At 72.2% G+C, this 14,078-nt stretch carries 10 protein-coding genes; all 10 read left to right on the top strand.

From position 1 onward, the window contains the following. The first annotated feature begins 13 nt into the window (after positions 1-13). The 10 genes from OG534_RS24175 (at position 14) to OG534_RS24130 (ending at position 14,073) form a co-directional block, all read left to right on the top strand. On the top strand, positions 14-790 hold the full coding sequence (locus tag OG534_RS24175; RefSeq protein WP_326590643.1) for an alpha/beta fold hydrolase: 777 nt from the start codon (positions 14-16) through the stop codon (positions 788-790). Between the two features lie 193 nt (positions 791-983). Then, the gene (cysC, locus tag OG534_RS24170) at positions 984-1,565 is read left to right on the top strand and encodes an adenylyl-sulfate kinase (protein ID WP_326593785.1); all 582 of its coding nucleotides are present in this window, start codon (positions 984-986) and stop codon (positions 1,563-1,565) included. Then, positions 1,562-2,500, top strand: coding sequence for a sulfate adenylyltransferase subunit CysD (cysD, locus tag OG534_RS24165; RefSeq protein WP_326590642.1), 939 nt, complete (start codon positions 1,562-1,564; stop codon positions 2,498-2,500). Before cysC ends, cysD begins: the two co-directional genes overlap by 4 nt. Positions 2,501-2,502: 2 nt before the next feature. Next, positions 2,503-3,891: a sulfate adenylyltransferase subunit 1 gene (locus tag OG534_RS24160; RefSeq protein WP_326590641.1), complete on the top strand. Its 1,389-nt coding sequence runs from the start codon at positions 2,503-2,505 to the stop codon at positions 3,889-3,891. 356 nt (positions 3,892-4,247) lie between these two features. Next, complete coding sequence (locus tag OG534_RS24155; protein ID WP_326590640.1) at positions 4,248-6,962, top strand: FAD/NAD(P)-binding protein; 2,715 nt, start codon at positions 4,248-4,250, stop codon at positions 6,960-6,962. 447 nt (positions 6,963-7,409) lie between these two features. After that, complete coding sequence (locus tag OG534_RS24150; protein ID WP_326590639.1) at positions 7,410-7,736, top strand: TcmI family type II polyketide cyclase; 327 nt, start codon at positions 7,410-7,412, stop codon at positions 7,734-7,736. Next, the gene (locus tag OG534_RS24145; protein ID WP_326590638.1) at positions 7,733-9,007 is read left to right on the top strand and encodes a beta-ketoacyl-[acyl-carrier-protein] synthase family protein; all 1,275 of its coding nucleotides are present in this window, start codon (positions 7,733-7,735) and stop codon (positions 9,005-9,007) included. The genes OG534_RS24150 and OG534_RS24145 overlap by 4 nt, the downstream gene beginning before the upstream one ends. Then, positions 9,004-10,224 carry a ketosynthase chain-length factor gene (locus OG534_RS24140; protein WP_326590637.1) on the top strand — a complete coding sequence of 407 codons (1,221 nt, stop codon included), beginning with the start codon at positions 9,004-9,006 and terminating at the stop codon, positions 10,222-10,224. The genes OG534_RS24145 and OG534_RS24140 overlap by 4 nt, the downstream gene beginning before the upstream one ends. A 23-nt stretch (positions 10,225-10,247) precedes the next feature. Continuing rightward, positions 10,248-12,026, top strand: coding sequence for an ABC transporter ATP-binding protein (locus OG534_RS24135; RefSeq protein WP_326590636.1), 1,779 nt, complete (start codon positions 10,248-10,250; stop codon positions 12,024-12,026). A gap of 100 nt (positions 12,027-12,126) precedes the next feature. After that, entirely contained in the window at positions 12,127-14,073 is a 1,947-nt protein-coding gene (locus tag OG534_RS24130; protein WP_326590635.1) for a multicopper oxidase family protein, read from the top strand. Positions 14,074-14,078 lie beyond the last annotated feature (5 nt).

Below are 14,078 nucleotides of genomic sequence, written 5' to 3'. Positions count from 1 at the left end.
TGAGGAGTGCGTGATGCGCAAGGTCGTTTCCCGGGACGGCACGACGATCGCCTATGAGAAGGCGGGCGAAGGCCCGCCGATCGTGCTTCTCAACGGTTCGTTCCGCGATCACACCATCTTCGACGCCCTGGTGCCCGAGTTGGCACCGCACTGCACCACCTACGTCTACGACCGCCGGGGGCGCGGCCAGAGCGGCGACGCCCCCGAGTACGCCGTCGAGCGGGAGATCGAGGACCTCGAGGCGGTGATCCAGGAGGCCGGCGGCTCGGCCGTCGTGTTCGCCGGGTCCACGGGCGCGAACCTGGCGATCGAGGCGGCGCTCGCCGGCGCCCCCATCACCAAGCTCGCGCTGCACGAGCCGTTCTTCCGGGTCGACGGATACCCGAAGCCCGTGTGGAACTTCGCGAAGACGCTGCGGGTCATCCTGGCGGAGGACCGGCGCGACGAGGCGGTCGAGCACTTCCTCGGCGGCTTCCTGGGCTTCACGCCCGACACCATCGCGGAGTGGCGCAAGGGCCCCATCTGGGCGATGAACGAGGCGAACGCCCACACCCTCGCCTACGACACCGAGATCTGCGGCGACTACACCGTCCCGGTCGATCGGCTCGCCGGGTACCGCACCGAGACCCTGGTCCTCAACAGCGAGGGCACCAGCGGCTGGCTGCGCGCGGCGGCGCAGGCGACCGCCGCCGCCCTGCCCAACGGCCGGGGGATCGAGCTGCCCGGTGCCTGGCACCGGATCGACATGGACGTCCTCGGCCGGGTCCTGGCCGAGTTCGCCACCACCTGAGAGATCCCGCCACCCCGGCGGACGGTTCCTGCCGTCCGCCGGGGGGTGCGCGCCGCTCCGTTCAGCCGGCGGCCGGCGGGAGGGCGTGGTTCTCGCGGGACGGCCGGATCGGGCAGGGCCGCGCGCGGCAACCGCCCCTGACAGCCCGCCATCCCACTTTCAGGAGAACACCGCCGTGACCACAGCTCACGCCCTGGCCGCCGGGGACACCGCGCAGGCGCCACCCGCCCGCGACCCCCGCGAGCGCGGCGCCACCGTGTGGCTGACCGGGCTGCCCAGCTCGGGCAAGACCACCCTCGCCTTCGCCCTCGCCGAGCGCCTGCGCGCCGAGGGCCACGAGGTCGAGGTGCTCGACGGGGACGAGATCCGTGCCTTCCTCTCCGGGGGACTGGGGTTCGGCAAGGAGGACCGGCACACCAACGTGACCCGGATCGGCTTCGTGGCGCAGCGGCTGGCCTCCCACGGCGTCAAGGTGCTGGCCCCGGTCATCGCCCCGTACGCCGAATCCCGCGCCGCCGTCCGCGAGCGGCACGCCGCCCACGGCACGGAGTTCCTGGAGATCCACGTGGCCACCCCCGTCGCGCTCTGCTCCGCGCGCGACGTGAAGGGCCTGTACGCCAAGCAGGCCGCCGGTGAGATGTCCGGTCTCACCGGTGTGGACGACCCGTACGAAGCCCCGGAGAACCCGGAGCTGCGTATCCAGACACAGGGCCGCTCGGTGGCCGAGTCCGCCGCCGAGCTGTACACCTTCCTGACCGAGAGGGACCTGGTATGACGACCGCGACCCGGAGTCCGATCGAGGCGTCGGAGAACCCCTTCGCGCTGTCGCACCTGGACGCCCTCGAGGCGGAGTCGGTGCACATCTTCCGCGAGGTGGCCGGTGAGTTCGAGCGGCCGGTGATCCTGTTCTCCGGCGGCAAGGACTCCATCGTCATGCTGCACCTGGCGCTGAAGGCGTTCGCGCCGGCGCCGGCGCCCTTCTCCCTGCTGCACGTCGACACCGGGCACAACTTCCCCGAGGTCATCGAGTACCGCGACCGCGTGGTGGCGCGGCACCACCTGCGCCTGCACGTCGCCCGCGTCCAGGACTTCATCGACGACGGCCGGCTGCGAGAGCGCCCCGACGGCACCCGCAACCCGCTGCAGACGGTGCCGTTGCTGGACGCCATCGGCTCCCACCGCTTCGACGCGGTCTTCGGCGGCGGCCGCCGCGACGAGGAGAAGGCCCGCGCCAAGGAGCGCGTCTTCTCGCTGCGCGACGAGTTCGGTGCCTGGGATCCACGGCGTCAGCGGCCCGAGTTGTGGCAGCTCTACAACGGCCGCCACGCGCCCGGCGAGCACGTGCGCGTCTTCCCGCTCTCCAACTGGACCGAGCTGGACGTCTGGCAGTACATCGCCCGCGAGGGCATCGAGCTCCCGGAGATCTACTTCGCCCACAAGCGCGAGGTGTTCCTCCGCAACGGCATGTGGCTCACGGCCGGCGAGTGGGGCGGTGCGAAGGAGGGCGAGACGCCCGAGACGCGCCTGATCCGCTACCGCACCGTCGGCGACATGTCCTGCACCGGCGCCGTCGACTCCGACGCCGCCACGCTCGACGCCGTGATCGCCGAGATCGCCGTCTCCCGCCTCACCGAGCGGGGAGCGACCCGCGCCGACGACAAGATGTCCGAGGCCGCGATGGAAGACCGCAAGCGCGAAGGGTACTTCTAGACATGGCCTCTCTCACCGAGCAGGTCGCCGGCCTGGCCGACGCCTCGGCGACCACCCTGCTGCGCTTCGCGACCGCCGGATCCGTCGACGACGGCAAGTCCACCCTGGTCGGCCGGCTGCTGCACGACTCCAAGTCGGTCCTGACCGACCAGATGGAGGCCGTCGAGGCCGTCTCCGCCCAGCGCGGCCAGGACGCCCCCGACCTCGCACTGCTCACCGACGGCCTGCGCGCCGAACGCGAGCAGGGCATCACCATCGACGTCGCCTACCGCTACTTCGCCACCGCGCGCCGCCGGTTCATCCTCGCGGACACCCCCGGGCACGTGCAGTACACCCGCAACATGGTCACCGGCGCCTCCACCGCCGACCTCGCCGTGGTCCTGGTCGACGCCCGCAACGGCGTCATCGAACAGACCCGCCGCCACGCCGCCGTCGCCGCCCTCCTGCGCGTCCCCCACGTCGTCCTCGCCGTCAACAAGATGGACCTCGTGGGCTACCAGGAGTCCGTCTTCGCGGCCATCGCCGAGGAGTTCACCGCCTACGCGGCCTCCCTCGGGATCACGGGCGTCGTCGCGATCCCGATCTCCGCGCTGGCCGGTGACAACGTCGTCGAGCCCTCGGCCCGCATGGACTGGTACGGCGGCCCGACCCTGCTGGAGCACCTGGAGACCGTCCCCGTCGGCAGCGACCCGGGCGGGCAGCCCGCGCGCTTCCCGGTCCAGTACGTGATCCGCCCGCAGAGCCCGGAGTACCGCGACTACCGCGGCTACGCTGGCCAGCTGGCCTCCGGCGTGCTGCGGGTCGGGGACGCCGTCACCGTCCTGCCCTCCGGCCACACCACCACCGTCGCGGCCATCGACGCGCTCGGCCGGGAGAGCGACGTCGCCTGGGCGCCGCAGTCGGTCACGCTCCGGCTCGCCGACGACATCGACATATCCCGCGGCGACCTGATCGCGGGCGGCGGCCCGGCCCCGGTGCCCACGAGGGACATCGAGGCCGACGTCTGCCACCTCAACGACCGCCCGCTGCACATCGGCGCCAAGGTGCTGCTCAAGCACACCACCCGCACCGTGCGCGCGCTGGTCACGGACATCGCGTACCGGATCGACATCGGCACGCTCGAACAGCGCTCCGGGGCGCAGGGGTTGAAGAGCAACGACATCGGACGCGTGGTGCTGCGCACCGCCGAGCCGGTGGCGCTCGACCGCTACACCGGCAACCGCCGGACGGGCTCGTTCCTGCTGATCGACCCGGCCGACGGCGCCACCCTCACCGCCGGCATGGCGGGCGAGGCCTTCTCCACCAGCGCCACCGTCAGCGCCCACGCCACTCCCGACGCATCCGACTCGTATGACGCGTCCCCCTCGTCCGAAGAGAACGGCTGGGTCTGATGCCCGGCAAGGCGTCGCACCCCATGGACCCGACGGACCCCGTGCACCCCGTGCGCCCCGTGGCCCCCGTGCACCCCGTGCGCCCCGTGGCCCCCGTGCACCCCGTGCACCCCGTGGCCCCCGTGCACCCCGTGCACCCGCGAAGACGCGGCGCCACCGCGCCCGTTGCGCACCGGTCGTGTCGTCATGGTCGCCAGGCCACCGCCTCGTAGCGGAACCGCACTCTTCGAACCCCTTTCGGACGAGCACGACGCTGCCGCCTCGGGCACCGCGCCGGCCGGCGCCTTCCGCCCGGCCGCCCGACCCGTTCGGAGTCCACCAGCGACGAGTCGAAGTCAAGTGAAGCAGGGAGTGGAATGGTGAGCTGGAATTTGTCCTCGCGTCATATCGCCGTTGTCGGGGCCGGCGCGGCAGGGACCCTGACGGCGGTGCAGTTGATGCGCCAGGCCGAGCGACTCGGCCGGGCGCTGGAAGTCTGGCTGATCGACCCCGCCGAACAAGCCGGCCCGGGCACCGCCTACGGGACGTCCGACCCGCGCCACCTGCTCAACGTGGCCGCCGGCCGGATGAGCGCCTTCCCCGACGACCCCGGGCACTTCCTGCGGTGGCTCGCCGCGGAACGCCCGTCCTGCGCACCCGGGGACTTCGTCTCCCGTCAGGAGTACGGCCGGTACCTGACCGAGGTGCTGCGGGACACCACCGCCCGGTGCGAACGGGCCCGTCTGCACCGGGTCCGCGACCGGGTGGTCTCCGTACGCCGGCAGGGATCCGGGCTGGCGCTGCGGCTCGCCGACGGCAGTGAGCTGCGGACGGCCGCGGCGGTGCTCGCGCTCGGCAACTTCGCCCCCGGCCAGGACTGGGCCGGGGCGGACCTGCGGCGGTCCGACCGCTACGTCGCCGATCCGTGGGCGCCCGGCGCCCTGGACGCCGTACCCGAGGACGGGGACCTGCTGCTGGTCGGCACCGGTCTGACCATGGCGGACGTGGCGATCACCCTGGCCCGCCCGGGCCGCGTCGTGCACGCGGTGTCCCGCCACGGGCTCCTCCCCGGGGAGCACCTGGCGGCTGCGGCCCCGGCGGCCGAGCCACCGGGTCTCGACGGTTCGCACGGTCTGGACGCGCTGCGCCGGGACGTCCGGCGCCACCTCGCCGCGAGCCGCCGTGCCCACGGCGACTGGCGCCCCGGGATGGACGGGCTGCGGCCGGTGACGGCGGCCCTGTGGCAGCAGTTGTCCCCGGTCGACCGGACCCGTTTCCTCCGGGAGGATCTGCGGACGTGGGAGGTGCACCGTCACCGCATGGCGCCCGGGACGGCCGCGCGGGTCCGGGAGCTGCGGGCCGCGGGCCGGCTGCGGACCGGCGCCGCGCAGCTGGTCGGGGCCGTGCCCGGCGAAGAGGCGGTCTCGGTTCGGCTGAGCGACGGGAGGGAGCTGCGCGTCGCCGCGGTGGTCAACTGCACCGGAGTGCAGACCGACCTCGGCCGCACGGCCGACCCCCTGGTGCGCTGTCTGCTGGACGGGGGCCACGCCCGGACCGGCCCCGCCGGCCTCGGGTTCGACACGGGGAGCGACGGGCGCGTGGTGCCGGCGGCCACCACCTCGGCCGCGCCCCTGTGGACGATCGGGGTCCTGAGGCGGGGCAACCTGCTGGAGAGCACGGCGCTTCCGGAGATCCGCACGCAGGCCGCGGAGGTCGCGGCCGGCATCCTGACCACGCTCGCCGAACGCCGCACGTCCAGGCCGACCGACCGCTACGGCCTGAGCCTGAGCACGACCCGTGAGGCGGCCGGGCTCTACGACCGGGCGCTGGAACGGATCCTGGCGGGCCGGTTCGGTGCCGAGGCGCTGCTGACCGAAGCGGTGGGCGCGGACCCGGATTTCGCCGCCGGCCATGCGGCCCTGGCGCTGCTCGGCCACGAGTGCGAGGCCCCCGTGAACACGGCCGCCGCGCTCGCGGCCGCCCGCCGGGCCGCGGCGCACCGGGCGGACGACCGCGAACGCGGCCTGGTCGCCGCGGTGACCGCCCGCCTGACCGGCAGCGAGGAGAGCGGCAAGGCGGCGTTACTGGGCCACATCGCCGCGCACCCCCGTGACGCACTGATGGTGAGCGTCGCCGTGCCGACCGTCTCGTTCAACGGTGTCACCAGCGGCAAGGAGGCCTGGACCCTGGTCGAGGGCCTGTCCGGCACCTACGGCACCGACTGGTGGTACCTCGGACAGCTCGCCTTCGTCCGGCAGGAGCAGGAGCGCTGGGAGGAGGCCGAGGACCTGGCCGTGCGCGCGCTCGCCGACCATCCCACGGCCGGCCACGCCGTCCACGCCCGGACGCACGTCTTCTACGAGACCGGCGAGCACCGAGCCGGGCTGGCATGGCTGGACGAGTGGATGCGCCGCCACGGGGCCGGATCCCCGCACCGCTCCCATTTCTCCTGGCACGCCGCCCTGCACGAGCTGATGCTCGACGACCGGCCCGCGCTGCACCGCCGCTACCATCGCGAACTCACCGCGTCCCGGGTGAGCCGGGGCCGGGTGCTGGTCGATTCGGCCTCGCTGCTCTGGCGCGCGCGCATGACGGGCAGCTGGAGCGGCGAGCTGCCCCTCCCCGATCTGCTGGACACGGCTCCCGAGCGCTGGCTGACCGCGCCTCCCACGGCCTTCACCGCCCTGCACGGCGCGCTGGCCCTCGCCGCGTGCGGCGACCTCGACGGGCTGGGGCGGCTGGAGGCCCATGCCCTGACGCACGGGCATGCGGACTTCCTGCCGATCGCCCCGCTGTGCGACGCCCTGTCGGCGGTGGTGCGGCAGCACTGGCGGCAGGCGGCGCTGCGGCTGCGGCCGTTGCTGCCCGCGATCGCCCGGGTGGGCGGCAGCAAGGCGCAGCACGAGGTGCTGGAGGAGACCCTGCTGCACGCCCTCGTCGCGGGGGGCGAGCACGACCGGGCCGCGGAACTGCTCGCGGCCCGGCTGGACCGTCGCCCCTCGCCGCTGGACCGCCGGCGGCTGGGCACCGTGGCCGGCCCGCGCGAGGCGCTGGATCCGGTCCCCGCCGGCGGCGTCGCCCACGCTCGTTGAAACGCCCGACCCCGCACGACCAGCTGAAAGGGCGGTTCCTTCCAGGAACCGCCCTTTCGCGTTCCGCGCCGCCCCGGAGCGCCGCCGCCCGCTTCACGGATCCCCGAAGTCCGCTCGTCTCCAGCGGCATTCGACGCCGTCCCGACCCCCTCTTGAGGCACGTCGCACAAGGTGGCGATGGGCGGTTCCCCGGCGAATGGAGATTGACATGGGCGCGAGGCTCAGGTCCGCCATGCGATCCATATGGAAGAACCTCGACGAGGGCCTTATGTGGATGGGACTTGCGTGGAGCGGAACATATCCCCCCATCGAAAAATGGGAGGAATCCAGCATCCTGCCCGCCGACCAGCCCTGCCTGCCGCCGTTGTCGGAAGAGGAAAACGCCACATGGGCGGCACTGGTCAAGCATCTGCGATAGGCGCAGCAAACCCTCGAGGAGGCGGTCGAATGCACAGCAATCTGATAGTGGCCAAAATGGATTCTCGTTCGAGTGCCGACGTGGCACGGCTCTTCCAGGCTTTCGACGAGACGGACATGCCGCACCGCATGGGGACTCGGCGACGTCAGCTCTTCATGTTCAACGGCCTGTACTTTCACCTGCAGGACTTCGACGGCGACAACGGCGGAGAACTCATCGAGCAGGCGAAGGCCGATCCGCGCTTCATGCAGATCAGCCAGGACCTCAAGCCGTTCATCGAGGCCTACGACCCGGCCACCTGGCGCTCGCCCGCGGACGCCATGGCGCAGCGGTTCTACACCTGGGAGTCGGCGTGAGCGGCCGCCGTGTGGTCATCACCGGCATCGGGGTGACGGCTCCGGGAGGCATCGGGGTCAAGAACTTCTGGAGCCTGCTCAGCGACGGACGGACGGCGACCAGGGGGATCACCTTCTTCGATCCCACGCCGTTCCGCTCCCGGATCGCGGCCGAGATCGACTTCGACCCGTCGGAGCACGGTCTCACTCCGCAGGAGATCCGGCGCACCGACCGGGCCGCGCAGTTCGCCCTCGTCACGGCACGTGAGGCCATGGCGGACAGCGGACTGGACCTGCAGGGCGTCGCGCCCCACCGGGTCGGTGTGGCGGTCGGCAGCGCCGTGGGCGCCACCATGGGCCTCGACGAGGAGTACCGGGTGGTCAGCGACGGCGGCCGGCTCGACCTCGTCGACCACGAGTACGCCGTCCCCCACCTCTACAACTACTTCGTGCCGAGCTCCTTCGCCGCCGAGGTGGCCTGGGCGGTCGGTGCCGAGGGTCCCTCGACCGTCGTCTCCACCGGCTGCACCTCGGGCATCGACTCGGTCGGCTACGCGGCCGAACTGATCCGCGACGGCTCGGCCGACGTGATGATCACCGGTGCCACGGACGCGCCGATCTCCCCGATCAGCGTGGCGTGCTTCGACGCGATCAAGGCGACCACCCCGCGCAACGACGACCCCGAGCACGCCTCCCGGCCGTTCGACATCACCCGCAACGGCTTCGTGCTGGGCGAGGGCGCAGCGATCTTCGTCCTGGAGGAGCTGGAGTCCGCACGCCGGCGCGGTGCCCACGTGTACGCCGAGATCGCCGGGTACGCCAGCCGGTGCAACGCGTTCCACATGACCGGGCTGCGTCCCGACGGCCGGGAGATGGCCGAGGCCATCCGCTCGGCGCTGGGCGAGGCGCGGATCAACCCCGAGGCCGTCGACTACATCAACGCGCACGGCTCGGGGACCAAGCAGAACGACCGGCACGAGACCAGCGCCTTCAAGCACAGCCTCGGCGAGCACGCCCGCCGTACCCCCGTGAGCTCGATCAAGTCGATGGTCGGCCACTCGCTCGGCGCGATCGGCTCGATCGAGATCGCCGCCTCCGTCCTGGCCATGGAGAACAACGTGGTGCCCCCAACAGCGAACCTGCACAGGCCCGACCCCGAATGCGACCTCGACTACGTGCCGTTGACCGCGCGCGACTGGCGCACCGACACAGTGCTGACGGTCGGCAGCGGGTTCGGCGGCTTCCAAAGCGCGATGATCCTCGCCCGACCTGACAGGAACACGACGGCATGAGCTCCCAGGTCGTGGTGACCGGCATCGGCATCGTCTCCCCCAACGGCTTCGGCGTGGAGGACTACTGGGACGCCACCCGCGCGTCCAGGAGCGGCATCGGCCGCATCACGCGCTTCGATCCGGAGCGCTACCCGTCGAAGCTGGCCGGGGAGGTCGACGGGTTCACCGCCTCGGAGCACCTCCCGAGCCGGCTCATCCCGCAGACCGACCGGATGACCCAGCTCGCCCTCGTGGGCGCCGATCACGCCCTGACCGACGCCGGCGTGAGCACGCAGGACGCGGACGAGTACGGCATGGGCGTGATGACCGCCAGCAGCTCCGGCGGCTTCGAGTTCGGCCAGGGCCAGCTCCAGAACCTCTGGAGCCAGGGCAGCCAGTACGTCAGCGCCTACCAGTCGTTCGCCTGGTTCTACGCGGTCAACACCGGCCAGATCTCCATCCGGCACGGTCTGCGCGGTCCCAGCGGCGTGGTGGTCAGCGACCAGGCGGGCGGCCTCGACGCCCTCGCGCACGCGCGCCGTCTGGTCCGCAAGGGCAGCGATCTGATCCTGTCCGGCGGCGTGGACGCCGCCATCTGCCCCTGGGGATGGGTGGCCCAGCTCACCACCGGAGAGCTGAGCACCGACGAGCGCCCCGACCGGGCGTACCTCCCCTTCGACGCGGACGCGGCCGGGTACGTGCCCGGTGAGGGCGGGGCCCTGCTGATCCTGGAGGACGCCGAGGCCGCGCGCCGGCGCGGCGCGACCCAGGTCTACGGCGAGATCAGCGGCTACGGGTCCACCTTCGACCCGGCTCCGGACAGCGGTCGGGAGCCGACGCTGCGCAAGGCGATCGAGATCGCACTGGACGACGCGGGCCTGTCACCGGGTGACATCGACGTCGTCTTCGCGGACGCGGCGGCCACCCCGGAGCTCGACCGGATCGAGGCGGCGACGATCACCGAGGTCTTCGGGCCCCGGGCGGTCCCCGTCACCGCGCCCAAGACCATGACGGGCCGGCTCGGTTCGGGGGCCGCCCCCCTGGACGTCGCCACCGCCCTGCTGGCCATCCGGGACGGGGTGATCCCGCCGACGGCGAACGTCACCCTCTCCCCCGACTACGACCTGGATCTGGTCACCACGCCGCGGCACACCCCCGTGACCACGGCTCTCGTCCTGGCCCGGGGCCGCGGCGGCTTCAACTCCGCCCTCGTCCTGCGTTCCGTCGACTGGAACTGACCGAAAAAGTGAAGGAGACCAGGGTGAGCACCACCGGGTCCGCCACCGCTCATCTCCCCGTACAGAAGCGACGCATCCTCGGACTGTTCCGCCCGTATCGCAGGAGCCTGCTGTTCGTCGCGTTCCTGGTCGCGGGCTCGTCCCTGGTCTCCCTCGTCAACCCGTTCCTGATCCGCGAGATCATGGACGTGGCACTGCCGCAGGGCAGGACGGGGCTGCTGTCGCTGCTCGCCCTCGGCATGATCGTCGTCTCGATCTCCACGAGCTCGTTCAACGTCTGGCAGACCCACGTTTCCGCCAAGGTCGGCCAGCTCGTCATGCACGACCTGCGCACCTCCGTGTACGGCCACCTCCAGCGCATGTCGCTGGCCTTCTTCACCCGGACCCGTACCGGCGAGGTGCAGTCGCGCATCGCCCACGACATCGGCGGGATGCAGGTCACGGTGACGACCACCGCCACGGCGCTGGTCTCGGACGTGACGATCGTCATCGCCACGACCACCGCCATGGCCGTGCTCGACTGGCGGCTCACGATCGCGTCGATGATCATCCTCCCGGCCTTCGTCTGGGTGAGCCGGCACGTCGGGGACGAACGCCGCGTCATCACCCGTGACCGGCAGCGGCAGTTCGCCGACCTCTCCTCGATGGTGCAGGAGTCGCTGTCGGTCAGCGGGATCATGCTCGGCCACACCATGGGCCGGTCCCGCTCGCTGACCGACACCTTCGCCCTGCAGTCCCGCAAGCTCACCGACATCGAGGTGCGCGCGAGCACGGCGGGCCTCTGGTACCAGTCCACGATCTGGATCGTCATGGCCTCCATGCCCGCGGTGATCTACTGGGTGGCGGGACTGACCGGGCGCGGCGGCCACATGGCCATCTCCATCGGCTCCCTGGTCGCCTTCACCACGCTCCAGCAGGCCCTGTTCCGGCCGGCGCAGCGGCTCCTGACCATCGGGATCGACATCCAGGCCTCCCTCGAACTGTTCGGCCGCATCTTCGAGTACCTCGACCTGCCCGTCGACGTCGCCGAGCCGGAGCGGCCCGTCGTGCCGGCGCACCTGCGCGGCGAGGTGTGCCTGCGGGGAGTCGGCTTCTCCTACCTGGGGGCGGAGCGGCCCACGCTGGACGGCGTCGACGTGACCGTCCCCGCCGGGCGCAGCCTGGCGATCGTCGGCGAGACCGGTTCGGGCAAGACCACCCTCAGCTATCTCATCCCGCGCCTGTACGACCCGACGTCCGGCAGCGTCACGATCGACGGGGTCGACGTGCGCGACCTGTCCTTCGCCACGCTCGCCGCAGCGGTCGGCGTCGTCTCCCAGGAGACCTACCTGTTCCACTCCACGGTCGCCGACAACCTCCGGTTCGCCAAGCCCGACGCGACCGACGAGGAGCTGGTCGCGGCGGCGCGGATCGCGCACATCCACGACTATCTGATGTCCTTGCCCGACGGCTACGACACGGTGGTCGGGGAGCGCGGATACCGGTTCTCCGGCGGGGAGAAGCAGCGCCTCGCGATCGCCCGCGCCATCCTGCGCGACCCGCCGATCCTGGTGCTCGACGAGGCCACGAGCGCCTTGGACACCCAGACCGAGCAGGCCGTCCAGGAGGCCATCGACGCGGCGAGCGCGGGCCGCACCACCATCACGGTCGCCCACCGGCTGTCGACCATCCGCGACGCCGACGAGATCATCGTGCTGGAACGGGGCAGGATCGCCGAGCGCGGCACCCACGACGAGCTGCTCGGACTCGGCGGCCACTACGCGACGCTCGTCAACCGGGACACGGAGATGGTGACCGCCTGAGCCGGTGGGGGACGGCCGCCCGAACCGCCGCGGCACCGCTGCGGCGGGGCTGGAGCCGGGCTCGAGCCCGGCGAGAGCGGCCGTCCCTAGCGTCTGGCGAATGGAACCGACCGTTGCGAGAAGACCCGACCCGACCGGGCTGAACCGTCGTGCGCTCCTCCAAGGCGGCATCTTCGCCGGCCTGGGCGCCCTGGTGGCCACCGCCCCGCTCTTCGCCGATTCGCCGGCCGCGGCCGCCGCGACGCCCGGCGGGCCCGAGCCGTCGGCGGCCGGGCTGAAGCTGACCAAGTTCAAGGATCCGCTGCGGATCCCGCCGGTGCTCCGCCCCCGCGGCCAGGGCGGTCACGACGAGCTGACCGTGCGCCTGCGCACCGCCGACGTCACCCTGCACTCGGAACTGCCGCCGGTGACCATGTGGACCTACGAGGGCGTCTATCCCGGTCCGACGATCGAGACGGTCAGCGGCCGTCCGCTCCGGGTCGCCTGGGAGAACCACCTGACGGGGAACATACCGGTCACCGCCGTCGACTTCGGCCTGGCCACCGGCCCCTCCCCCGACCCGCTCTCCAACTACCCCGGCACGGACGGCTGCCAGGAGGTCCCCGGCGTGGCCGGCCTGCCGCCGTGGGCCGCGGTGCACCTGCACGGCATGCTGACCGGCGGCGGCAACGACGGCTGGATGGAGAACCTGATCGGGCCCGGCGACGTGCAGTTGTCGGCCTACCCGAACAAGCAGGCCGCGACGACGCTCTGGTACCACGACCACACCCACCACGTGAGCCGCTTCAGCGTGTACGCCGGGCTGGCGGGCCTGTTCATCTCGCGCAACGCGGAGGAGCGCGCGCTGAACCTGCCCAAGGGCGCCCACGAGGTGCCGCTGATCCTCAGCGACCGCAACTTCGGGCTGGACGCGTCGGGCGCCCTCACCGGCCGGTCGGTCCACAAGGTGGAGATGGTCGGCGCGCAGCGGCTCATGCGCCCGCACCACGGCCCGTACACCCTGGTCAACGGGGTGGTCTGGCCGTATCTGGAGGTCGAGCCGCGCTGGTACCGGTTCCGCATCGCCAACACCGCGAACTCCCGGCTCTACCGGCTGATGCTGCTGGCGGACGGCCGGCCCGTCCCGGGGGCGTTCCAGGTGATCGGGACCGACCAGGGCCTCATCGACAAGCCGGTCGCGGTCGACGGGGCCCTCAACCTCTCCCCCGGCGAGCGCGCCGAGGTGCTGGTCAACTTCGCCGCGTTCCGCGGGCAGGCCCTGAAGCTGGTCAACACGTTCCAGGGCGTCACGCCCGGCGCCTCCAACCAGCGCAACGACCTGGCGGAGCCCGACGTGATGCAGTTCCGCGTCGCGGACCGCAATCCGGTCACGCGCTTCGCGCTGCCCCCGGTCATCTCGCCCACCTTCAAGCGGGTCACCCCCGGGGACCTTCCGCACGACCACCCCCACCGGTGGGTGGTGCTGGTCGGTCCCGGCGCGGCGAACCTTCCCGAACTCTGGGAGATGGAGGAGATCGACGCGGCGGGGATCACCTTCCCGTCCGCCGGGATCGTCCAGGTCCAGGACGCCCAGGGCGCGGTGAAGACGCTGCGCAGGACGGCGATGTCCTACGACGAGGGCAGGGCGTTCACCGCGGCGCACGACGGCGTGGAGACCTGGAAGTACCTCAACCTCGCCGCCGCCCCGCACCCCATGCACATCCACCTGGCCCACTTCCAGGTGCTGTCCCGGGAGAACTACGAAGTCACCGGGTTCGACCGGGTCACCCGCGGGTCGGCCCGGCCGATCGCGTTCAAGGCCGCGTCGGTGCTCGAAGCGCACGAGCTCGGGGAGAAGGACGTGATCCGCGTGGGGACCGCCGGCCAGATCGTCCCCGGGCCGAACGGCACCCCGGGCGAGCTGGTCACCGTGGCCGTCCGGTTCCCCGTCGTCGGCAGGGGCGTCCACCACTGCCACATGCTGGAGCACGAGCAGCACATGATGCGCCCCCTCGTGGTGAGCCCGGCCGCCCATCTGCACCGGGGCGGCGCCGGCGGCCACCACTGACGCAA

Source organism: Streptomyces sp. NBC_01294 (assembly GCF_035917235.1).
GTDB classification, from domain to species: Bacteria; Actinomycetota; Actinomycetes; order Streptomycetales; family Streptomycetaceae; genus Streptomyces; species Streptomyces caledonius.
The sequence above is the reverse complement of the archived record's forward strand: the minus strand, read 5'-3'. Positions and strand labels throughout refer to the sequence as shown.